The organism is Streptomyces sp. HUAS TT7, from assembly GCF_051550175.1.
Lineage (GTDB): Bacteria > Actinomycetota > Actinomycetes > Streptomycetales > Streptomycetaceae > Streptomyces.
Genome location: NZ_CP196175.1, coordinates 6,986,065 through 7,007,628, shown reverse-complemented (window position 1 = coordinate 7,007,628; position 21,564 = coordinate 6,986,065). Strand labels below are relative to the sequence as shown.

Here is a 21,564-nt window from a genome sequence, read left to right as displayed (position 1 = left end):
ATGGCCGGATGTCCCCGACCCGGTCCGCTCTACCGGGTCCGGGGCGCCGCTCAGCGCCCCAGCATCACGCCCACGGACGACGCCTGTGTGACCACCGCGTCCCAGCCGCCGAAGACGACTGCGAGCAGGGCCGCCAGGGGAAGGACCATGACCGTCGCCACCAAGGGGTGGCGCGGGCCGGATCGGCGGGCACCGAACGCGGCGCTGTACGCCCTGCGTCCCTGCGTGCGGATGATCGTCCGCGCAGCCGTGTCCGCCATGGTCCTCTCCTGTTCGATCATTGATGTGGTCGACAGCGGCGGGTGTCTGACCTCGGGGGACGAGTGCACCACCCGCCGCTTGTCTTCAACAGTAGGGATCCGCGCGGCGCCGGACGTCATGCCCTCGTACCTATCTGCTGGCCTCCCAGGGGATGAGCCGTCACCCCCGGGAGTACTCCCCTGGGTGGAGACGGACCTCCTACGCCTTGGGGTCTTCCCGGAGGGGTCGGCTCTGCGCGCGGGCCTCCGCGTCCCCCGCGTCCTCCCTGGGGACCGGTTGCTCCACCAGGGCGAGCACCCGCGTCGCCATGAAGCGGGCCGTGCGCACGACCGTGCCGCTGCGCGTGACTTCGCTCACTTCCACCACCCCGCGCCGGACCGCCGTCTCGACCCTGCGCCCCGCCCGGCTTGCCACCACTTCGTACGTCCGGGTCGTGTCGCCCGCGTCCACCACTATCTCCACGCGGTCACCCTTCATAGATCCAAACCCCCTTCTGCGACGGACCGTTGAGATCTCGCACGGGTCAGCGGCCCTGGATCCACGGGTTGCTGACCACTCTTCAAGTTTCCCACCCGGCACTGACAATCGCCCGGGTCGCGAGGGCGCGGCCTATGAGCACACCGGGCGGCGGGTACGTAAGCTGTGCCACGTCAACAGGACTGGCAGCGGGGATGAAAATGGCGATGATGCGGCTCCGGCGCGAGGACCCGCGTGTCGTCGGCTCGTTCAGGCTCCACCGGCGTCTCGGCGCGGGCGGTATGGGGGTCGTGTACCTCGGCTCCGACCGGCGCGGGCAGCGGGTGGCGCTGAAGGTGATCCGGCCCGACCTCGCCGAGGACCAGGAGTTCAGGTCCCGGTTCGCACGTGAGGTCTCGGCCGCGCGGCGGATCCGCGGCGGTTGCACCGCCCGGCTCGTCGCCGCCGACCTCGAAGCCGAGCGGCCCTGGTTCGCCACGCAGTACGTACCCGGGCCCTCCCTGCACGACAAGGTCGCCGAGGAGGGTCCGCTGACGGCCGCCGAGGCCGCCGCGATCGGGGCCGCGCTGTCCGAGGGGCTCGTCGCGGTGCACGAGGCCGGCGTCGTCCACCGGGACCTCAAGCCGTCCAACATCCTGCTGTCCCCGAAGGGGCCCAGGATCATCGACTTCGGCATCGCGTGGGCCACCGGCGCCTCGACGCTGACCCATGTCGGCACGGCCGTCGGCTCCCCCGGCTTCCTCGCCCCCGAGCAGGTGCGCGGCGCCGCGGTCACTCCGGCCACCGACGTCTTCTCGCTCGGCGCGACGCTGGCGTACGCCGCCATGGGCGACTCGCCCTTCGGACACGGCAGTTCCGAGGTGATGCTCTACCGCGTGGTGCACGAGGAGGCGCAGCTGCGCGGCGTGCCGGACGCACTGGCCCCGCTGGTCCGGGCCTGCCTGGCGAAGGACCCCGAGGAGCGGCCCAGCACGCTCCAGCTCTCCATGCGGCTCAAGGAGATCGCCGCGCGGGAGGCCCAGGGCGGGCTGCACGGGCAGGCCGCGGAGGCCCGGCCGCCGGCTCAGCGCGAGCGGGTCGAGCTGGACCGGCCCACGGGGCGGCTCGACGACCGGACCCAGCGCTATACCGAGGCCGGGCGTGGCACAGGGTCCTCCGCGGCTCGGCCCGGGCCGCGTACGGGCTCTTCGCCGCGCACGGGGGGCTCGCGTCCCGGTGGGCCGCGCAGCAACGCCGCCTCCCGTCCCGGGGTGCGGCCGGGTACTCGGCCCGCGGCCCGCACCTCCGGCGGGCTGCGGCCCGCCAACCCCCGGCTGCTGCGGCAGCGGCTCACTGTGTTTGTGCTGGTTACGTTGATTGTGCTGCTGGGGATTGCTGCGGTTAAGCAGTTCTGAGCGCTTCCGCTGCGGGCCGTCGGTGGCTGATCGCACAGTTCCCCGCCCCCTTGGAGTGCTGGGCCGCAGCAGAACTGCACGCGCCCGCTCGGCCGGGCTCAGGCCACCGGCCGCCAGGCGGGCCACACGCCAAGTCAGGCATGCTCAGGCAGTCGGCCGCCCCGTAGCCACCGCATAGAACGCCACCGCCGCTGCCGCGCCCACGTTCAGGGAGTCGACTCCGTGGGCCATCGGGATGCGTACCCACTCGTCCGCGGCCACCAGGGCCTGGGTCGAGAGGCCGTCGCCCTCCGCGCCCAGCATCAGGGCCACCTTGTCGAGCCTGTGCGGGGCGGCGTCCTCGATGTTGGAGGCCTTTTCGTCGGGGGTCAGGGCCAGCAGTCTGTAGCCCGCCTCGCGGACCGATTCCAGGCCCTTGGGCCACGACTCCAGACGGGCGTACGGGACCGAGAAGACCGCGCCCATCGACACCTTCACCGAGCGCCGGTACAGCGGGTCCGCGCAGTCCGGCGAGAGCAGGACCGCGTCCATGCCCAGTGCGGCGGCGCTGCGGAAGATCGCGCCGATGTTGGTGTGGTCGTTGACCGCCTCCATGACCACCACCCGGCGGGCGGTGGTGAGGAGTTCACCGGCGGACGGGAGCGGCTTGCGCTGCATCGAGGCGAGCGCCCCCCGGTGCACGTGGTAGCCGGTGACGCGTTCGGCGAGGTCCGGGCTGACCGCGTACACGGGCGCCGGAAGCTCGTCGATGACGTCCCGCATGACGTCGACCCACTTGGCCGAGAGCAGCATCGAGCGCATCTCGTAGCCGGCGTCCTTGGCCCGTCTGATGACCTTCTCGCCCTCGGCGATGAAGAGGCCTTCGGCGGGCTCGCGGCGGCGCCGCAGCTCCACGTCGGTCAGGCCCGTGTAGTCGCGCAGGCGGGGGTCGTCGGGGTCTTCGACGGTGATGAGATCGGCCACAGGGTGATACTGCCTTGTCCTGGGTGAGGTGCCAACGGCTGGGACGGAGATCCGTTACCGGTGGTTACGGGCGAGGGGGAAAGATTCAGGCGCCGGTTACGGGCGTGGGCTCACGCGCGGGAGTTCACCGTCACCACGTCGCCGATCACGATCACGGCGGGGGGCTTCACTTCCTCGGCCCTGGCCACCTCGCCGACGCTTCCCAGGGTGGCATCCACGCGACGCTGGGCCGCGGTGGTGCCTTCCTGGACGAGGGCGACCGGGGTCTCGGGGTTCTTGCCGTGCGTGACGAGTGCCTGCGCGATCGCGCCGATCTTGTCGACGCCCATCAGGATCACCAGGGTGCCGCGCAGCTGCGCCAGCGACTTCCAATCGACGAGCGAGCGCGGGTCGTCCGGCGCCACATGCCCGCTGACCACCGTGAACTCGTGCGCCACGCCCCGGTGCGTGACCGGGATCCCGGCCGCGCCCGGCACCGAGATGGAGCTGGAGATGCCGGGCACCACCGTGCAGGTGATGCCGGCCTCGGCGAGCGCCTGGAGCTCCTCCATGCCGCGCCCGAAGACGTACGGGTCGCCGCCCTTGAGCCGCACGACGGCCTTGCCGGCCTTGGCGTGCTCGATCAGCGCGTTGTTGATGGCCTCCTGTGCCATGAAGCGGCCGTACGGGATCTTCGCGGCGTCGATCACCTCGACGTGCGGCGGGAGCTCGTCGAGGAGGTCGCGGGGGCCGAGCCGGTCGGCGATGACCACGTCCGCCTCGGCGAGCAGCCTGCGGCCGCGCACGGTGATCAGGTCCGGGTCGCCGGGGCCGCCGCCGACCAGCGCGACGCCGGGAGTCCGGGTGCGCTGCTGGGGGGCGACGAGAGTGCCGTCGCGCAGGCCCTCGACGACGGCGTCCCGGATCGCGGCCGAGCGGCGCGGGTCCGGGGTGTCGGTGGTGAGGACGGCGACGGTGACGCCCTCGGAGCGGCCGGTGGCCGGGGTCCAGGCGGTGGCGGCGCTCGCGTCGTCGGAGCGTACGCACCAGACGCGGGAGCGCTCGGCCTCGGCGGAGATGCGGTCGTTGGCCTCGGTGTCGGCGGTCGCGACAAGCGCGTACCAGGCGTCGGCCAGGTCGCCGTCCTGGAAGCGGCGCCGCTCCCAGCGGATCTCGCCCGCGTCCGCCATGGCCTCGACGGAGGGGGTGGCGCTCGGGGAGACCAGGGTGACGTCGGCCCCGGCGGCGATGAGGGCCGGCAGGCGGCGCTGGGCGACCTGGCCGCCGCCGACGACGACGACGCGGCGGCCGGTGAGGCGGAGGCCTACGGGGTACGCGGGGTGTTCGACCATGGCGGCGGTGCTCCTCGGGCGGAGTGACGTGCGGTGTGCCGCTGCTGCGGTGAAGCGGCTGGTGGGAGGGGGTTCGCGGTCCCGCGGACAGCCTAAGGGCGAGCGGGTGGTGCGGCACGAGCGGGGGCCGGGGTCAGTGACCCCGGCCCCCGCTCGTGCGTACGGGCTACTTCTCGGTGACGCCCGCCGAGTCGAACGTCGCGACCTCGTGCATCGCGCGGGCCGCGCTCTGCACCACCGGGAGGGCGAGCAGGGCTCCGGTGCCTTCGCCGAGGCGGAGGTCCAGGTCGACCAGGGGGCGCAGGCCCAGCTTGTTGAGGGCGGCCACGTGGCCGGGCTCGGCGCTGCGGTGGCCCGCGATGCAGGCGGAGAGCACCTCGGGGGCGATCGCCCGAGCGACCAGGGCGGCGGCTCCGGTGCTGACGCCGTCGAGGATCACCGGCGTACGCAGCGAGGCGCCGCCGAGCAGGAAGCCGACGAGGGCCGCGTGCTCCAGGCCGCCGACCGCGGCGAGGACGCCGATGGGGTCGGCCGGGTCCGGCTGGTGCAGTTCGAGGGCCCGGCGTACGACGTCGACCTTGCGGGCGTGCGTCTCGTCGTTGATTCCGGTGCCGCGGCCGGTGACCTCGGCCGGGTCGACGCCCGTGTAGAGGGAGATCAGGGCGGCCGACACGGTGGTGTTGGCAATGCCCATCTCGCCCGTCAGGAGCGCCTTATTGCCGGCCGCCACCAGGTCGCGGGCGGTCTCGATGCCGACCTCGATGGCGGCGACCGCCTCCTCGCGGGTCATCGCGGGGCCGGCCGTCATGTCGGCCGTGCCGGCGCGCACCTTGCGGGGCAGCAGGCCCGGCGTGGCCGGGAGTTCGGAGGCGACGCCCACGTCGATGACGCAGACCTCGGCCCCGACCTGGTTGGCGAAGGCGTTGCAGACCGCGCCGCCGCCGAGGAAGTTGGCGACCATCTGGCCGGTGACTTCCTGGGGCCAGGGGGTGACGCCCTGGGCGTGCACGCCGTGGTCGCCGGCGAAGATCGCGACGGCGGCCGGCTCCGGGATCGGCGGCGGGCACTTGCGCGAGAGGCCGGCCAGCTGCGCGGAGATGATCTCCAGCATGCCGAGCGCGCCCGCGGGCTTGGTCATCCGCTTCTGCCGCTCCCAGGCCTCGCCGAGCGCCTTCGCGTCAAGGGGGCGGATGTTGGAGACGGTCTCCTCCAGGAGGTCGTGCGGGTCCTCGCCGGGCAGCGCGCGGCGGCCGTACGTCTCCTCGTGGACGACCCAGGACAGCGGGCGGCGCTTGGACCAGCCCGCCTGCATCAGCTCGGGCTCCTCCGGGAACTCGTCGACGTAGCCGACACAGAGGTAGGCGACGACTTCGAGGTGCTCGGGCAGGCCGAGGGCGCGGACCATCTCGCGCTCGTCGAAGAAGGAGACCCAGCCGACGCCGAGGCCTTCGGCGCGCGCGGCGAGCCACAGGTTCTCGACGGCGAGCGCCGAGGAGTACGGGGCCATCTGCGGCTGCGTGTAGCGGCCGAGCGTGTGGCGGCCGCCGCGGGTCGGGTCCGCGGTGACGACGATGTTCACCGGGGTTTCGAGGATGGCCTCGATCTTCAGTTCCTTGAACTGCTTGGCCCGGCCCTTGGGCAGCGACTTGGCGTACGCCTCGCGCTGGCGCTGGGCGAGTTCGTGCATGGTGCGGCGGGTCTCGGCGGACCGGATGACCACGAAGTCCCAGGGCTGCGAGTGCCCGACGGAGGGCGCGGTGTGGGCCGCCTCCAGGACGCGGAGCAGCACCTCGTGCGGGATCGGGTCGCCGCGGAAGCCGTTGCGGATGTCGCGGCGCTCGCGCATGACGCGGAGCACGGCCTCGCGCTCGGCGTCGTCGTAGCCAGGGGCGGCGGGCGCCTGCTCCGGGTCCTCGTAGACCTCGGTGAGCTCCTCGGCCTCGGCGGGCGCCTCCGGCCCGGCGGCGGCTTCCGGCTCCGCGGCGGCTTCCGGTACGGCGGCGGGCTGCGGCGCGCTGATCACTTCGAGCGGCTCTTCGTCGGCGGCTTCGGGAGCCTCGGCCGGGGCAGCCGTCACAGCCGCTGCTTCGGCCGGTTCGGCCGCCGGGGGCTGCTCCTGCTGCGGTACGAGCACGGGCTCGGGTGCCTGGACCGGCTCGGCGACGGGCTCGGGAACGGTCACCGCCTGCTCCTCGGGAGCGGCCTGCGGCACGGGGACGGCGACGTGCGTGGTCGCCTGGCCCTGCGCCACGACGGCCGGCCGGGCCTCGGGCGCGGCTGCCGGAGCGGGCACGGCGGGCTCGACGGCCACCGGCTGCGCGGGCTCGGCGACAGGCTGCGGGGCCTCGGCGGCGGGCTCGGCCACGGCCACCGGCTCGGCGGGAACGGGCTCGGCCACGACGGGCTCGGCCGCCACGGACTCGACGGCGACCGGTTCGGCGGCGACCGGCGCGGCCGGGGCCTGCACCGCGACGACCGGCTCGGCTGCCAGGGCCGCGGCGGCCACAGGCTCGACGGCGATCGGGGCAGCGGGTTCGGCGGGCGCGGCCGGCTCCGGCTGGGCGGCGACCGGGGCCACGGGCTGCGCGACCGGAGCGACGGGCTCCGGGGCCGGCTGCGGCACCTCCTGCGCACGGGGCGCCTGCGGAACGGACGCTTCCTGTACGGGCTGGGCCTGCACCGGCGCGGGCGCGAGGTGGGGGCCGGTCGGGACCGAGCCCTCGACGGGCACGAACTGGCCCACCGGCTGCGGCAGTCCGGGCTGCTGCTGCGCCTGCTGGGCCGCCTGCGGAACGGCCTGCTGGGCGACGAGCTGGTCCACGAGCAGCGCGGGCTGGGCGACCGGCTGTGCCACGGGCTGGGCCGCGTGCTCGGCGGCCTGCGGCTGAACGGCCGGAACCGACGCCTGGACCGCGAACTCCTCCGGGGCGACCGGCTCCGGCACGACCGTTTCTGCAGGGGGCATCGGTGTGTTGAGTGACTCGTGGGGCGCCGTTCGCTGGTGAGGCGTCCATGCCATACCGGACTGCGGCGGGAACTCCCCGTACTGCGGCCCCGCGACCTGCGCCGCGGGCTCCTCGCGCGGGATGTCCAGATACTCGGGCCCGGTGGTCGGCGGCCCCTGGGTGCGCACCGGCGCCGGGTTCACCGGGGTGCCGGCCGGTCCCCGGTCGGCGAGGGAGCGTACGACTCCGGCGGAGGCGTCCGGCACCTGCGGGCCGAGGTGGAGCGGGCGGCGGGGCGGCGGGGGCGCCGCCGCGGCACGTACGGCGCCGAGGTCGACGGAGCCGGAGTCGCGGCCGCCGGTCTCGTGCGCGCCGGGCTCGGCCTGGCCGGGCACGGACGGCGCCTGGGCCACGACGGGGGCGGGCGCGGGCGCGGACTGCGGGTCGATCCAGGCGCCCTGGGCGCCCGGCATCAGCAGCAGATCGTCGTCGTCCGCACCGTTCTCGGAGGGATCGAGGAAGGTGTAGGCACCGGGAGCGGGGACGCCCGGCTGTTCCACCATGCCTGCGTTCTCCGGCAGTCCCTCGCCCGGGACCTGGCCGGTGTCAGTCATGCGTACCCCTCGCCCATCTGTAGTGCTCCTTCGGCCTGCGCCCGGGGCCGCACACGCTGGACGCGTGAGGCACCGTCGCTCAGAACGTGTGCGCCGCGCGGTTGCGAACGGCCCGCAGGCATCAACGACACCATGCATTGTCGCGGGCCTTCGCCGCCGTGGCGGTCAGTCTCGGCCACGGACCGTGTGGGCTGCGCCACGTTGCGCGTCCCCCGGATCTGCCGTACCGCGATCGGATCCCAAAACGGTCCCCTTTTCCGGCCCTTGGCGAGCGGAACGCCGAACGGCCGGGAGCGGTACAACGATCGGCCAGCCTACCCCCCGCGGCGCGCCGGAAGGGTCACAGGGATCTCTCTTTCCGCCTTCCGGAGAGCAGGAAGGCGACCGAGCGTTCGCGCTCCGACCAGGCGCTCGTGTCGAGGTCGACCGATTGGATGAGCGCGCACTCGACCTCGTAACCGCCGGCGCTCAACGCGGCGCCCACGGCCTCCGCCTCGTCCCGGGTGGCCGCGTGCGCCACGATGCGCTCCGGCCTGCGATCGGCGCATGCCTCGACGACGCCCGCGCCGCCGCCTCCGACGCGTACGACATCGGGTTCGGGCAGCGACTCCAGGACGTGCGGGGCCCGGCCGCGGACGACCTGGACCTGGACTCCGAAGCGGCGGGCGGTGGCTTCCGTACGCGAGCAGGCGTCCGCGTCGGCGTCGACGGCGATCACGGCGGCGCCGAACCGGGCCGCCTCCGCGGAAAGGGCGCCGCTGCCGCAGCCGATGTCCCAGACGAGGTCGCCGATGCGCGGGCCGAGCCGGGCGAGTTGGGCGGCGCGCAGCTCGGTGGACTCGCCGGGGCCGAGGCCCGCGCCGTACTCCCGGGCGGGCAGCGCCCAGCCGCGCGGCGCGGACGGGTAGCCGGGCGGGGGTCCGGCGAGCCAGCCGTCGCCCTCGCTCGCGGGGCCGCCGCCGAGGACGATGACGACGTTGGGGTCGCGCCAGGCGTGGTCGGCGGCGTTCTCGGAGGTGAGGACGGTGACCTGCTCGCGGTCGCTGCCTAGCTCCTCGCAGATGACGAAGGTGCGGTGGACGCCGTCGAGGAGCAGCGCGAGTTCGGCGGGTCCGGCGCCGGGCGAGGTGAGGACGGCGACCTTGGGGTGGGCGCGGCAGACGTTGACGGCGCGGCGCAGGGTGCGGGGGTGGGCGACGACGACCCGGGCGTCGTCCCAGGGCATCCCGGCCTGCGCGAAGGCGGCCGCGACGGCGGAGACGGCGGGCACGACTTCGACCTCCAGGCCGTGCTCGGGGGCCCTGAGGGTGCGGACGACGCCGAAGAAGCCGGGGTCGCCGTCGGCGAGGACGACCGCGCTGCCGCGGTGTCCGGCGATGCGGCGGGCTGCCAGGCTCACGCTGCCGAGCCGGATGCGCTCGGCGCCCACCGGTACTTCGGGGAGTGCGAGGTGGTGGGCGGCGCCGGCCACCAGGGTGGCCGCGGAGAGCGCGGAGGTGGCCGCGGGGGTGAGGGGCGAGCCGTCCCAGCCGATCACCGTGACGCGGTCGGCCATCTTCGTCAGTCTCCAGTGTTGTCGCAGCTCGGGGCGGTCCGGCGCAGATGCCGGTACCAGTGAGGGTAGCCCCGGAATTCCGATGCGGCCGGTGGCCGTGGATCAGTTCCAGTCGGTGAAGGAGGCGTAGCCGGCGTCCGCGAGCTGGTCCGCGACGCCGTCGAGGTCCTCGGGGAGCAGGCTCCACACGATGAGGTCGGTGCGGATGTCCGCCCAGCCGCCGTCCTCCGTCTGGGTCCGCGCTATCCAGGCGTTGCGCAGCACGCCCTCGCTGATGCAGCCGATCTTCTGGGCGACCTGCTGGGAGGCGGTGTTGTCGGCGGCCGTACGCAGTTCGAGGCGCTCGAACCGCTGGTCCCTGAACAGCCATTGGGCGGCGGCGAGGACGGCCTCGGTGGCGTAGCCCTCGCCGCGCGCCCAGGGCGCCACGACGTAGCCGACCTCGGTGGCCAGGGTGCGCCAGTTGGTGTTCTGGAGGTGGACGATGCCGACGAGGCGCTGGGTGAGGAATTCGGTGACCGCCAGAACGATTCCTCGGCCCTCAGCACGTTCGCGCGGGGCGAGGTGGCGGACCCAGTCCTCGGCGTCGCGGGCCGTGTAGGGGTGGGGCACCGCGGTCCAGGCGACGACCTGCTCGTCGTTCATCATCTCGATGAGCGCGGGGCCGTCGGCATCCTCGAAGGGGCGCAGCACCAGGCGGTCCGTGCTGATGGAGATGTCCGGGAACACCGGAAGGGGGGTAGTCATGTGCCGCTCCATGCCGTGGACCGCCGTGGGGGCCGCGAAGACCCTGGAACCTTCGTGGCCCGTCAACCTATAAGGACCGTAAAGGCACAGCATGCAGCATCGGGCCGTCGGCGTGCATGGCCGGGTGGGCGTTTGCGACGAAGGTCCCGGACACCTGACGGGGTGTCCGGGACCTTCGTACTGCCGTGCCGGGAGGGCTACTTGGCGGGGCCGAACGCGGGGACGACGGAGCCCGCGTACTTGTCCTCGATGAACTTCTTGACCTCGGCGGAGTTCAGGAGCTTCGCGAGCTTCTGGATGCGCGGGTCGTTCTCGTCGCCCTGCTTGACGGCGAGGAAGTTGGCGTACGGGTTGCCGTCCGCCTTCTCCAGGGCGAGGGCGTCCTTGGACGGCTTCAGGTCGGCCTCGATGGCGTAGTTGCCGTTGATGACCGCGGCGTCGACCTGGTCGAGGGCGCGGGGCAGCGTGGCGGCCTCCAGCTCCTTGAACTTCAGGCCCTTGCTGTCCTTGATGTCGGAGAGCTTGGCGCCGGCGCCCACGCCGTCCTTCAGCGTGATCAGGCCGTTGGAGGCGAGGAGCTGGAGGGCGCGGCCCTCGTTGGTGGTGTCGTTGGGGACGGCGACCGTCTGGCCGGAGGCGATGTCCTTGAGCGACTTGACCTTGTGGGAGTAGAGGCCGAGCGGCTCCAGCTCCACGTTGACGACGGGCACGATGTGGGTGCCGTTCTTCTTGTTGAAGTCGTCCAGGTAGGGCTTGTGCTGGAAGAAGTTGGCGTCGACCTGGCCCTGCTCGGTGGCGGTGTTGGGCAGGACGTAGTCCGTGAACTCCTTCACCTCCAGCTTGAGTCCGGCCTTGGCCGCCAGGTTGTCCTTGACGAACTTGAGGATGTCGGCGTGCGGCGTCGGGGACGCGGCGACGACCAGCGCCTTGGACTCGTCCGCCTTGGCGCCCGCGGGCTTGGGGTCGGAGGAGGAGCCGCAGGCGGTGAGGCCGACGGCGAGCGCGGCGGTGGCGAGGGCGGCAGCGGTGATCTTGGTGTTCTTACGCACGAAAAGTGCCTCTTTCCGGTGGTGCGGTGTGACGCCCGGACAAGGAGTTCGGGCCCTGGGGAGAGAAGTTCAGGAGGTCCGGCCGCGGCGGGCGAGCAGGCGCACGACGCCGTCGCCGAGCAGCTGGATCACGGTGACGATGACGATCAGGACGGCCACCGTGATGAGCATGAAGTTGGTCTCGAAGCGCTGGTAGCCGTAGGTGATGGCGACCGAGCCGAGGCCGCCGCCGCCGACCGCGCCGGCCAGCGCGGAGTAGCTGACCAGGGTGATCACGGTGGTGGTGATCGCGGAGACGAGGGAGGGCAGCGCCTGCGGGAGCAGCACCTTCCACACGATGGTGGGGATGCCGCCGCCCATGGACTGGACGGCCTCGACGAGCCCGTGGTCCACCTCGCGGACGGAGGTCTCGACCAGCCGCGCGAAGAACGGGATGGCGCCGATGGAGAGCGGCACGATCATGGCGCTGGGCCCGATGAAGGTGCCGACGGCCCAGGTGGTGAAGGGGATCAGGGCGATCAGCAGGATGATGAAGGGCAGCGAGCGGCCGATGTTCACGATCACGCCGATGACCTTGTTCACCGGGCGGTTCTGCAGCAGCCCGCCCTTGTCGGTGAGCACGAGCAGCACACCGAGCGGCAGCCCGAGCCCGATGGTGACGACGGTCGCCCACAGCACCATGTAGAAGCTGTCGTACGTTCCCTGCGACAGAAGCGGCTGCATTTCCGACCAGCTCACTTGGCACCTTCCTCGACCAGGTCGAGCACCTGGCTGTCGTCCACCACGTCCACCTGGAGGCCCTGCTCGCGCAGGAAGCCGACCGGGACGACGTTCTCCTCGTATCCGCCGGGCAGTTCGATCCGCATCCGGCCGATCTGCTTGCCGGCGACGGTGTCCATGGCGGCACCCAGGATCGAGATGTCGATGTTGTAGGTCCGCGCCAGCTGGGAGATGACCGGCTGGGTGGCGGCCTCGCCGTGGAAGGTGACGTCGATGACGGTGCGCTCGGGGCCGGTGGCCTCGCCGGTCACCGGGAACAGTTCGGCGGCGAGCTCGGAGCCGGGGGTTGCGAGCAGTTCGCTGACGGTGCCGGACTCGACGATCCGTCCCTTCTTCATCAGCGCGGCCGAGTCGCAGATCGTCTTGACGACGTCCATCTCGTGCGTGATGAGCAGGACGGTGAGGCCGAGCTGCTGGTTGAGGTCGCGAAGCAGCTGCAGGATCGAGCGCGTCGTCTCCGGGTCGAGCGCGCTGGTCGCCTCGTCGGAGAGCAGCACCTTGGGGTCGCCGGCCAGCGCCCGGGCGATGCCGACACGCTGCTTCTGGCCGCCGGAGAGCTGGGCGGGGTAGGCCTTGGCCTTGTCGGCGAGGCCGACCAGGTCGAGCAGTTCGAGGGCCTTGCGGGAGCGCTCCGTGCCGGAGACGCCGAGGATCTCCAGGGGCAGCTCGATGTTGTCCTGCACGGTGCGCGAGGACAGCAGGTTGAAGTGCTGGAAGACCATGCCGATGCGGGAGCGCGCCCGGCGCAGGTCCTTGCCGGCCCGGCGGCCGCGCCCGGCGAGCGCGGTGAGGTCGACGCCGTCGACGGTCACCGTGCCGGAGGTGGGGCGCTCAAGGAGGTTGACGCAGCGGATGAGGGAGGACTTGCCGGCGCCGCTCTGGCCGATGACGCCGTACACCTCGCCCTCGCGGACGTGCAGGTCGACGCCGTCGAGCGCGGTGATATCTCGTCCGCGCGACTGGTAGACCTTGGTCAGGCCCGTTGTGGTGATCACAGGGAGTTCCGTCACTGTCGAGTGCGCGGCGCGGGGTATGCCGGGCACGGGGCAAACGTGTTCGGGGCGCGGCTCGGCCTCATCGGTGGATACCGGGGGCACGGTGTGCGCGGGGCAGGCCGAATCCGTGGGTGTGGGTACGGATCCGGGCGCAGCCGACATGGTCTCGCTTCGGGGCGCGAGGCTCAGGCGGGGGCCCTCAGAAGGCGCACATTCGACACATACAGCGAGCACCGGGCGTCATCTTCGCCTCGGTCGCAAGGGTGCGGCTGCTCGTCGTGGTCATGTGGGCAAGTAAAGCAGAAGCGATCAGAAACAGATCAGGGATGTCCGAATACCGGACATCCCTGGACTGTCATACGGACAGGCTCACTCCGCCGTGGTGATCTCCACGCCACCGGCCGTGGCCTGCGCGGACACCGCCGAGAGATCCTTCACGACCACGTCGGCGACGAGCTCCTCGGCGCGGTGCGTTGTGGCCAAGGCCACGGTCGTCATGCCCGCCGCGCGGCCGGCCGCGAGCCCCGCCGGGGCGTCCTCGAACACCACGCAGCGCGCCGGATCCACGCCGAGCCGGGCCGCCGCGAGCAGGAAGGGCTCGGGGTCGGGCTTGCCCCGGGTGATGTCGTCGGCGGATATCAGGTTCTTGGGCCGGATTCCGGCCTCGGTGAGCCGGGCCTCGCCCAGCCTGCGGGTGGCCGAGGTGACCACGGCCCAGCGGTCCGCGGGGAGCGAGGCGAGGAGCGCGGCGGTGCCGGGCAGCAGCACCACTCCCCCGGCGACGTCCTCGACCTCCAGCTCCTCGATGCGGGCGAGCGCCTGCGGTACGACGTCGGCGGGCAGCAGGTCGGCCACGATCTCGACGGCCGGGCGCCCGTGCAGCTCCACGCGTGCGAAGTCCTCGGCGGTGATCCCGTACTCCTGGGCCCATCTCGTCCAGCAGCGGGTGACGGACTCCATGGAGGAGACGAGCGTTCCGTCGTTGTCGAACAGGAGGGCTTCGGCATGGATCTTCATGCCGACCGACCCTACGCCCGCCCGTCTCCCACCACCGCCCTGCCTGAGAGCGCTACGCGCTCGCACCCCTTGACCGGGGTGGGGGTGAGCGCATCGGGCCCTTCGGCCCGTAATACCCTCGACCCCATGCTCGACGCCCTGACGGTCGCGGTCGCCGCCGCGGCCCTCGCCCTCGCAGCCTGGTGCGGATTCGCCGCATACCGGGACCAGCCCACCAAGGACTGGCACTTCATCGGCATGGCCGTGGTCACCGTCCTCGCGCTGGCGCAGCTGGTGGTCGGGCTCGTGCAGCTCGGCCGCGGCGAGAAGCCCGAGCAGGGCGTCGCGATCTTCATCGCCTATCTGGCGGGCGCGTTCGCGGCCGTTCCGGCCGCCGGATTCCTCTCGCTCTCCGAGCGGACCAAGTGGGGCTCGGTGACGGTCTCGGCCGGCGCGGTCGTCCTCGCGGTCCTCGAAGTGCGCCTCTACGACATCTGGGGAGGCTGACCGTGACCGAGTCCGCCACTGACACCACGCCCGACCACAAGCTCGGCTCCGGGCCCGGCCGGGTGCTCGTCTGGTTCTACGGGGTGTTCACGGTGGCCGCCGCGTCCCGCTCGATCGTCCAGACGGTCCTGGACTTCGGCAAGGCCCCGCTGGCGTACGTACTGTCCGCGATCGCGGCCTGCGTGTACGGCTTCATCACGTACTCGCTGGTCCGCGGCGGCGAGAAGGCCCGCCGGGCAGCCCTTGTGTGCTGCGCGGCGGAGCTCCTCTTCGTCCTGGTCGTCGGCACCTGGACCCTGGCGGACGCCTCGGCCTTCCCGGACGCGACGGTGTGGTCGGACTACGGAATGGGCTACCTCTTCATCCCGGTGATCCTCCCGATCCTGGGAATGCTGTGGCTGAGGCGCGCCAAGCGCTAGGTGTATTGATCACGAGCGTTGTTAACGCTGGTTGGTCTTGATCATGGCGAAGACCTCCGGTGTGGTGGAGGTGTCTAGGCTCCACACCACGCACGGAGGTCTTCGTGTCCCACCGTAATGCCCGCCTGACCATGCACGGCAGGCGGCTGCTGGTCGAACGTGTCCGTTCCGGCCGTCCTGTCGCGCATGTGGCGGCCGAGATGGGCATATCCCGGCCCACAGCCCACAAATGGGTCCGACGCTGGAAGACCGAAGGCGACGCGGGCCTGGCCGACCGGCCCAGCAGACCGGCCACGACCCCGCACCGGACACCGGCCGCACTGGAAGAGCGGGTCTGTGGCCTGCGGCGGACCCGCAAGCTCGGGCCCGCCCGGATCGGCCCGATCGTGGGACTGCCCGCATCCACTGTGCACCGGATCCTCACCCGCCACCGGCTGAACCGGCTTTCCTGGCTCGACCGCCCGACCGGCACCGTGATCCGCCGCTACGAACGCGACCGCCCAGGCGAGCTGATCCACGTCGACGTCAAGAAACTCGGCCGGATCCCCGACGGCGGCGGCCACAAGACCCTGGGCCGTCAGGCCGGCCGGGCAACCCGCTCCGCCATGGGCTTCGACTACATCCACTCCGCCGTCGACGACCACTCCCGCCTGGCCTACAGCGAGGTCCACCCTGACGAGAAGGTCGCGACCTGCGCGGGCTTCCTCACCCGCGCGGCCGCGTTCTTCCACAGCCAGGGCATCCCCCGCATCGAGCGGGTCCTGACGGACAATGCGTGGGCCTACCGCAAGGGCCTGGCCTGGAAAGCCGTCCTTACCGACCTCGGCGCGACCGGCAAACTCACGCGCGCTTACCGGCCGCAGACCAACGGCAAGGTCGAACGCTTCAACCGCACCCTGCTGGACGAGTGGGCCTACCTGCGGCCCTACACCTCAAACGACGAGCGGACAGCGGCCCTGACAGACTTCCTCCACACCTACAACCACCACCGCTGCCACACCGCACTCGACGGACACCCGCCCATCACCCGCGTCAACAACCCTGCGAGTCAATACATCTAGGCGCTCGCAGCGAACTGCTGAGCCGACGCATCCTTTTCAAGGGTGATGAGGGAAAGCCGCGCGCTCACCGGCTCCCTGCCGACAGCCGCGTATCCGTGCCGGAGGTAGAGCCGCAGATTCGACTCGCTGAGATGCCCCGTGAACAGCTGGAAGCGCTTCGCGGCGAGCTCGGCCGCACAGTGGGCCTCGATCGCGTCGAGGAGGCGCCCACCCAGGCCGTGCCCCTGCATCCGGGGATGAACGATCAGCTTGGCGATGTGGCCGGTGCCGGACGCATCGACACAGCCCCGCACCGAGGCGACGACCTCGTCGCCGAGCCGGGCCACCAGGGCGTATCCCGTGGAGAGTTCGGCCCGAAGGCCATCCAGGGTCTGGGTGAGGGGTTCGATCGAGTAGTCGCCGTAGAGCTCGGCCTCGCTCTGGTAGCAGAGGTACTGCAGCTTCAGTATCTGCTCGGCATCCTGTGCGCCGGCCGCAGAGATGGTCACGCTCATGCCCATGTGTGCATGCCTCTCGCTCAACTGGTCCCCGATTGTCTACCGCTCCTTTCCCCCGGGTTCAGGAGCGGCAACCTCCGCCGCCAGCATTCTGCGCAGGCATCCCAGGCAACGGGAACGCATCGGCCCCAGACTGCCCTGTGAGATATCCAACTCCCCTGCGATTTCCCGGTAGGTGGGGTCCTTGGGCGAGAGCAGCGCGGCGAGCAGGCGGGGGCAGTTGCCCGGAGTACGGCCGATGGCCGCGTGCAGGGTGCGGCGCCGCTCGGCCGTGATGGCGGCGAGTTCGGGCCCGGGGTCCGGGTCGGCGGCCGGGGCGCTGCCGTACGGCCGCTCCTGGCGCCGCAGCCGGCGGGCGCGGCGCGCCTCGGCCCGTACGGCGGTGCGGACCCAGTGCACGGGGTCCGCCGGGTGCTGCTCCAACAGCCTTAGCCAGACGGCCTGTTCGAGGTCGGCGGCATCCATTCCGGTGCCGGGTGCCTCGGCCGCGGCCTCGGCGGCGACGAGCGGGCTGAGCTCTGTGACGAGATCCATGCCGGGCGGGACGCACCCGCCGCGGAAGCCGGTTTCCGCGGCGGGCACTTCTCACTCGTACGTGGGTGAAAGGGGTTGGGGCGTCAGTGCTTGCGGAAGTCGGCCGCGGCGAGCAGCGCGGTGTCCGCGTTGTCGGAGAACACCGCGTCAATACCGGTCGCGAAGTACGTCTTGAATGCGCCGAAAGCGTCCCCGTAGGCGTTGGGGTCGGTGCCGCGCCGGAAGTCGGCGGGCAGGAAGGTGTTCTCGTTGCGCATCGTGTACGGGTGCAGGATCAGCCCCTGCGCGTGCGCGTCGCGGACGAGGGTGGTGGGCCTGGTGAGCCTGCCCGACGCGTCCTTGGGGATGATCAGGTCCAGGGTGGGCCCGATGCCCTGGGCGTACGAGGCGATCCACTTCAGGCCGGCGGGCTTGACCAGGTCGTCGACGGTGCGCGGATCGCCGCTGACCACGAAGTCCCAGGGCTTGGTGCCGGCGTTGGAGAGCAGTACCACCGAAGGTGTGTCGACCAGCTGCGCCAGCCGCTGGATGCTGCTGGGCTCGAAGGATTCCAGGAACTGCGGGGAGTCCGCGCGGTGGCGGCCGTAGCGGCGCAGGAGGGCGGCGACCCGGTCCTCCAGGGGCAGTCCGATGCCGCGGAAGTAGGTGGGGTGCTTGGTCTCGGAGTGCAGCCAGATCCGGCGGCCGAGGCGGCGGCCCTGCTCCTGCGCCCAGCGCAGGACCTCTTCGAAGGTGGGTACGTCCCAGCGGCCGTCGTACAGGGTGTTGTGCTGGCGGTTGCCCGGTATGCGCTCCTTGGCGCGCAGCGTCTTGAGCTCGGCGAGCGTGAAGTCCTCGGTGAACCAGCCGGTGATGGCTGTCCCGTCGACGGTCTTGGTCGTCCTGCGGGACGCGAACTCGGGGTGGTCCAAGACGTTCGTCGTGGCCGAGATGTCGTTCTCGTGGCGGCACACCAGGTGGCCGTCCTTGGTGGGCACCAGGTCCTGCTCGATGACATGGGCACCGAGGTCGAGGGCGTGCTGGTACGAGCCGAGCGTGTGCTCGGGCCGGTATCCGGCGGTGCCGCGGTGTCCGATGACGTACGGAACGGGCAGGTCGCGGTAGGCGGCCGGGCCGCGGTGGCGCTGGGCGGCCGAAGCCGGCGCTCCCGCAAGCCCGGTGGCCGCGGTGCCGAGGACGGCCGCGCCCGCCGCGCCAAGGACGGTGCGCCGTCCGGGGCTCATCCGCTCGCCGTCAGTCATGAACACTCCTCGGTCGTCTGTTCCCACGGGGGTTTTACATGGCTCCCGCACCTGTCGAAGCGGGGAGACGAGCGTAGGCGGACCGAGCTGAAAAGCGGGATGCTTTAGGGGTACCCGGGGACGAAGGCGGGCCGAACCTGGCGCAAACACATGTCAACAGTGCGTATCCACTTCATGAACCCGATGTGCGATCAGAGTCGGCCCGCGAGTATCGTCCTCACCTGCACAGACATCCCACCCCCACCCACACGACCCCGGAGGGCCCGTTGTCCCGCTTCGCGCTCATCAAGGCAGTGCTCGGACCGATCATGCGCCTGATGTTCCGCCCACAGGTGGAAGGCGCCGAGAACATCCCGGGCACCGGTCCAGTGATCCTCGCCGGAAACCACGTGACGTTCATCGACTCGATCGTGCTGCCCATCGTGTGCGACCGGCAGGTGTCCTTCATCGGCAAGGACGAGTACGTCACGGGCAAGGGACTCAAGGGCCGCCTCATGGCCTGGTTCTTCACCGGGGTCGGCATGATCCCGGTCGACCGGGACGGCGCCAACGGCGGTGTGGCCGCGCTGATGACGGGCCGCCGCGTCCTGGAGAACGGGCAGATGTTCGGCATCTACCCGGAGGGCACCCGCTCCCCCGACGGCCGCCTGTACCGGGGCCGCACCGGTGTCGCCCGGCTCACCCTGATGACGGGCGCGCCCGTCGTGCCCTTCGCGATGGTCGGCACGGACAAGCTCCAGCCGGGCGGTGCGGGCATGCCGCGCCCCGGCAAGGTGACGGTCCGCTTCGGCGAGCCGATGGAGTTCTCCCGCTACGAGGGCATGGACCGGGACCGGTACGTGCTGCGGGCGGTTACCGACTCGGTGATGGCGGAGGTCATGCGGCTGTCCGGGCAGGAGTACGTCGACATGTACGCCACCAAGGCCAAGGCGGCCTAGCCGCGCTTTCCGGGGGTGCCCGACCTCCAGGGTGCCCTCTGAACTCCCTTGCCCCCACGGGGAGTTGGGGGCAGCGCCGCTAGGGGCGCGGGGAACTGCGCGAGCAACCACGCACGGTCCGCACCCGAACAACCAGCCCCCTGGCGCACCCCCGGCGGCACCGAGTGGCTCAGTGCTCGACCCCGTCGGCGAGTTTCTGGCCGCGCAGAAGGAACCACGCTGCGACCGCCGTGGCGAAAAGCACCCCCGCCCCCACCGCCGCCGCCGTCTGGAAGCCGGACGTGAACGCGTCCCGCGCCGCGGACAGCATCGCCGATGCCTGCGCGGGTGGGAGGTGTACCGCCGCCTCCACCGCGCCGCCGAGCGAGTCGTGGGCCTGGGTGGCGACGTCCGCGGGGACGCCCGGCGGGGTCTCGAAGCCCCGGTAGATACCGGTCACCACCGAACCCAGCAGCGCGATCCCGAGGGCCGCACCGAGTTCGTACGCGGTCTCGGAGACCGCCGAGGCCGCGCCCGCCTGCTCCTTGGGGACGCTGGAGAGGATGACGTCGGCCGTCACCGTGAAGGCGAGGCCCGCGCCGAGCCCGCCCACGAACAGGGCGATGCCCAGGGACACCACCCTCGTGTCCGCGCCGAGCGCCACGCAGGCGGCCAGGGCGAGGGCGACCGCCGTGAGGCCGCCGGAGACCGCGCTGCGTACGGAGGCTCGCCGGGCGATCGTGCCGGCCGCGAGCCCCGCGCCCACCGCGCCGACGGCGGCGGGCAGTTCGATGAGCCCGGCCTCCAACGGCGAGCGCCCCTGGACCAGCTGGAGGAACTGGGAGAGGAAGAACACCAGCCCCGACAGCCCGAGGATGGTCAGCAGGTCGGCCAGTACGGCCCCGGAAAAGCCCCGGTGGTGGAAGAGCCGGATGTCCAGGAGCGGCGAATCCAGGGTGCGCTGGCGGCGTACGAACCAGACGAGGGCCGCGATGCCGAGCACGGCCGACACCGCGATGTCCCAGCGGAACCCGTTGACCGCGGCCTCCTTCACGGCGTACACCACGGCGACCATGCCGACCAGCGAGAGCCCGACGCTGATGAGGTCCCAGGGGCCCGGGTTCGGGTCGCGCGACTCGGGGAGCAGCTTGATGCCGACGAGGACCAGGACGGCCATCACCGGCAGGTTGATGAGGAAGACCGAGCCCCACCAGAAGTTCTCCAGGAGGAACCCGCCGACGACCGGGCCGACCGCCGCGCCCGCGGAGGCGGCGGCTCCCCAGATGCCCACGGCGAGGCTGCGCTCCCGGGGGTCGTGGAAGATGTTGCGGATCAGGGCGAGCGTGGACGGCATCAGGGTCGCGCCCGCGACGCCGAGCAGCGCCCGCGCCAGGATCATCATCTCCGGGCTCGATGCGTACGCGTTGAGCACGGACACCGCGCCGAACGCCACGGCTCCCATGAGCAGCAGTTTCTTGCGGCCGATGCGGTCGCCGAGGCTGCCCATCGAGACGAGGAGTCCGGCGATGATGAACGAGTAGACGTCGCCGATCCACAGCAGCTGGGTGCCGGACGGCTTGAGGTCCTCGCTGAGGAAGGGTGTGGCGAGGCCGAGCACGGTGGCGTCGACGGCCACGAGCAGCACGGCGAGGACGAGTACCGCGAGCGCGAGCCAGCGGCCCATCCGGCCGACGGCGTGGTGCTCCCGCGGTTCGGTTGCGGTCACTTCTCCACGCTCCGCCGTACGCCGCCGAGCAGCAACTCGGCGATCATGTACTGGAAGTCCTTGGCGGCGACCCGGCCGTCCTGCACGGCCCAGGCGCCCGCGCCGATCAGCCCGTACAGGGCCTCGGTGAGCCAGGCCGGGGTGAGGTCGATGCGGAACTCGCCCTGCTCCTGGCCGCGCTTGAAGAGCACGGAGACGCGGGCGTCGAGGCGGGCCCAGCCCGCGTTCATCTGCCCGCCCTCGAAGAGCTGGTTCTCGGTGACGAGGAAAGCGAGGAGGCCCGCGACGGGCTCGACCTCGGCGACCATGCGGCGCAGCGCGTCCGAGGCGGCACCCTCGTCGAGCCGGGCCTTGTCCAGGGCGCCCTCCAGCTCCCGGATGCCGAGTTCTTCGAGGGCTCTGACCAGGGCCTCCCGTCCGGCGAAGTGGCGATGAAGGGTGGCCCGGCCGATTCCGGCCGCGCGCGCCACCTCGTCCATGGTGGCGGTGGCTTTACGGGTGAGGAGGGCGGCAGCGGTGCGGAGTACCTGGTCTCGATCCACGGTCATGAGACAA

At 71.9% G+C, this 21,564-nt stretch carries 21 protein-coding genes; 5 read left to right on the top strand and 16 right to left on the bottom strand.

Annotated elements, in window-relative coordinates:
- Positions 1 to 50: 50 nt before the first annotated feature.
- Together ACSHXC_RS31570 and ACSHXC_RS31565 are read right to left on the bottom strand one after the other, a co-directional pair.
- The gene (locus ACSHXC_RS31570) at positions 51 to 260 is read right to left on the bottom strand and encodes a hypothetical protein (protein WP_438294799.1); all 210 of its coding nucleotides are present in this window, start codon (positions 258 to 260) and stop codon (positions 51 to 53) included.
- 199 nt (positions 261 to 459) lie between these two features.
- Positions 460 to 738, bottom strand: a complete 279-nt coding sequence (locus ACSHXC_RS31565) for a hypothetical protein (RefSeq protein ID WP_438294798.1) — start codon at positions 736 to 738, stop codon at positions 460 to 462.
- A 200-nt stretch (positions 739 to 938) separates the two neighbouring features.
- Between ACSHXC_RS31565 and ACSHXC_RS31560 the strand changes: the two genes are divergently transcribed.
- Positions 939 to 2,132 carry a serine/threonine-protein kinase gene (locus tag ACSHXC_RS31560; RefSeq protein WP_438296938.1) on the top strand — a complete coding sequence of 398 codons (1,194 nt, stop codon included), beginning with the start codon at positions 939 to 941 and terminating at the stop codon, positions 2,130 to 2,132.
- A gap of 144 nt (positions 2,133 to 2,276) precedes the next feature.
- On the opposite strand, the gene ACSHXC_RS31555 is transcribed toward ACSHXC_RS31560, so the two are convergent.
- The 9 genes from ACSHXC_RS31555 to ACSHXC_RS31515 all read right to left on the bottom strand — a co-directional run bounded on the left by ACSHXC_RS31555 (position 2,277) and on the right by ACSHXC_RS31515 (position 14,128).
- Entirely contained in the window at positions 2,277 to 3,095 is an 819-nt protein-coding gene (locus ACSHXC_RS31555; protein WP_438294797.1) for a TrmH family RNA methyltransferase, read from the bottom strand.
- Positions 3,096 to 3,205: 110 nt separating this feature from the next.
- On the bottom strand, positions 3,206 to 4,426 hold the full coding sequence (gene cobA, locus ACSHXC_RS31550) for a uroporphyrinogen-III C-methyltransferase (RefSeq protein ID WP_438294796.1): 1,221 nt from the start codon (positions 4,424 to 4,426) through the stop codon (positions 3,206 to 3,208).
- 166 nt (positions 4,427 to 4,592) lie between these two features.
- A complete protein-coding gene (cobT, locus tag ACSHXC_RS31545) occupies positions 4,593 to 7,985 on the bottom strand; it encodes a nicotinate-nucleotide--dimethylbenzimidazole phosphoribosyltransferase (protein WP_438294795.1) in 3,393 nt (1,130 codons plus the stop codon).
- Between the two features lie 340 nt (positions 7,986 to 8,325).
- Positions 8,326 to 9,540 (bottom strand): precorrin-6y C5,15-methyltransferase (decarboxylating) subunit CbiE, encoded by a 1,215-nt coding sequence (cbiE, locus tag ACSHXC_RS31540; protein WP_438294794.1) that lies wholly within the window; start codon positions 9,538 to 9,540, stop codon positions 8,326 to 8,328.
- Positions 9,541 to 9,642: 102 nt separating this feature from the next.
- Positions 9,643 to 10,299, bottom strand: a complete 657-nt coding sequence (locus ACSHXC_RS31535) for a GNAT family N-acetyltransferase (protein ID WP_438296937.1) — start codon at positions 10,297 to 10,299, stop codon at positions 9,643 to 9,645.
- Between the two features lie 185 nt (positions 10,300 to 10,484).
- Complete coding sequence (locus ACSHXC_RS31530) at positions 10,485 to 11,336, bottom strand: MetQ/NlpA family ABC transporter substrate-binding protein (protein ID WP_438294793.1); 852 nt, start codon at positions 11,334 to 11,336, stop codon at positions 10,485 to 10,487.
- Positions 11,337 to 11,405: 69 nt separating this feature from the next.
- Entirely contained in the window at positions 11,406 to 12,074 is a 669-nt protein-coding gene (locus tag ACSHXC_RS31525; protein ID WP_344376002.1) for a methionine ABC transporter permease, read from the bottom strand.
- The gene (locus ACSHXC_RS31520; protein ID WP_438294792.1) at positions 12,071 to 13,111 is read right to left on the bottom strand and encodes a methionine ABC transporter ATP-binding protein; all 1,041 of its coding nucleotides are present in this window, start codon (positions 13,109 to 13,111) and stop codon (positions 12,071 to 12,073) included. The genes ACSHXC_RS31525 and ACSHXC_RS31520 overlap by 4 nt, the downstream gene beginning before the upstream one ends.
- A gap of 369 nt (positions 13,112 to 13,480) precedes the next feature.
- A complete protein-coding gene (locus tag ACSHXC_RS31515; RefSeq protein WP_438294791.1) occupies positions 13,481 to 14,128 on the bottom strand; it encodes an HAD-IA family hydrolase in 648 nt (215 codons plus the stop codon).
- Between the two features lie 126 nt (positions 14,129 to 14,254).
- Between ACSHXC_RS31515 and ACSHXC_RS31510 the strand changes: the two genes are divergently transcribed.
- The 3 genes from ACSHXC_RS31510 (at position 14,255) to ACSHXC_RS31500 (ending at position 16,094) form a co-directional block, all read left to right on the top strand.
- Positions 14,255 to 14,614, top strand: a complete 360-nt coding sequence (locus tag ACSHXC_RS31510) for a hypothetical protein (protein WP_386104910.1) — start codon at positions 14,255 to 14,257, stop codon at positions 14,612 to 14,614.
- Between the two features lie 2 nt (positions 14,615 to 14,616).
- The gene (locus ACSHXC_RS31505) at positions 14,617 to 15,033 is read left to right on the top strand and encodes a hypothetical protein (protein ID WP_438294790.1); all 417 of its coding nucleotides are present in this window, start codon (positions 14,617 to 14,619) and stop codon (positions 15,031 to 15,033) included.
- A gap of 104 nt (positions 15,034 to 15,137) precedes the next feature.
- Entirely contained in the window at positions 15,138 to 16,094 is a 957-nt protein-coding gene (locus tag ACSHXC_RS31500) for an IS481 family transposase (RefSeq protein WP_438294789.1), read from the top strand.
- On the opposite strand, the gene ACSHXC_RS31495 is transcribed toward ACSHXC_RS31500, so the two are convergent.
- The 3 genes from ACSHXC_RS31495 to ACSHXC_RS31485 form a co-directional block, all read right to left on the bottom strand.
- Positions 16,091 to 16,594 carry a GNAT family N-acetyltransferase gene (locus ACSHXC_RS31495; RefSeq protein ID WP_438296935.1) on the bottom strand — a complete coding sequence of 168 codons (504 nt, stop codon included), beginning with the start codon at positions 16,592 to 16,594 and terminating at the stop codon, positions 16,091 to 16,093. The genes ACSHXC_RS31500 and ACSHXC_RS31495 overlap by 4 nt on opposite strands.
- Before the next feature lie 36 nt (positions 16,595 to 16,630).
- Entirely contained in the window at positions 16,631 to 17,125 is a 495-nt protein-coding gene (locus tag ACSHXC_RS31490; protein ID WP_438294788.1) for a sigma-70 family RNA polymerase sigma factor, read from the bottom strand.
- Between the two features lie 83 nt (positions 17,126 to 17,208).
- A complete protein-coding gene (locus ACSHXC_RS31485) occupies positions 17,209 to 18,366 on the bottom strand; it encodes a glycerophosphodiester phosphodiesterase (protein WP_438294787.1) in 1,158 nt (385 codons plus the stop codon).
- A gap of 317 nt (positions 18,367 to 18,683) precedes the next feature.
- On the opposite strand from ACSHXC_RS31485, the gene ACSHXC_RS31480 reads away from it, so the two are divergent.
- Positions 18,684 to 19,304, top strand: a complete 621-nt coding sequence (locus ACSHXC_RS31480; RefSeq protein WP_381226118.1) for a lysophospholipid acyltransferase family protein — start codon at positions 18,684 to 18,686, stop codon at positions 19,302 to 19,304.
- A 169-nt stretch (positions 19,305 to 19,473) separates the two neighbouring features.
- Here ACSHXC_RS31480 and ACSHXC_RS31475 read toward each other — a convergent pair whose 3' ends face one another.
- Positions 19,474 to 20,967 carry an MFS transporter gene (locus ACSHXC_RS31475; protein WP_438296933.1) on the bottom strand — a complete coding sequence of 498 codons (1,494 nt, stop codon included), beginning with the start codon at positions 20,965 to 20,967 and terminating at the stop codon, positions 19,474 to 19,476.
- Positions 20,968 to 21,005: 38 nt separating this feature from the next.
- Positions 21,006 to 21,557, bottom strand: a complete 552-nt coding sequence (locus ACSHXC_RS31470) for a TetR/AcrR family transcriptional regulator (protein ID WP_438294786.1) — start codon at positions 21,555 to 21,557, stop codon at positions 21,006 to 21,008.
- Positions 21,558 to 21,564 lie beyond the last annotated feature (7 nt).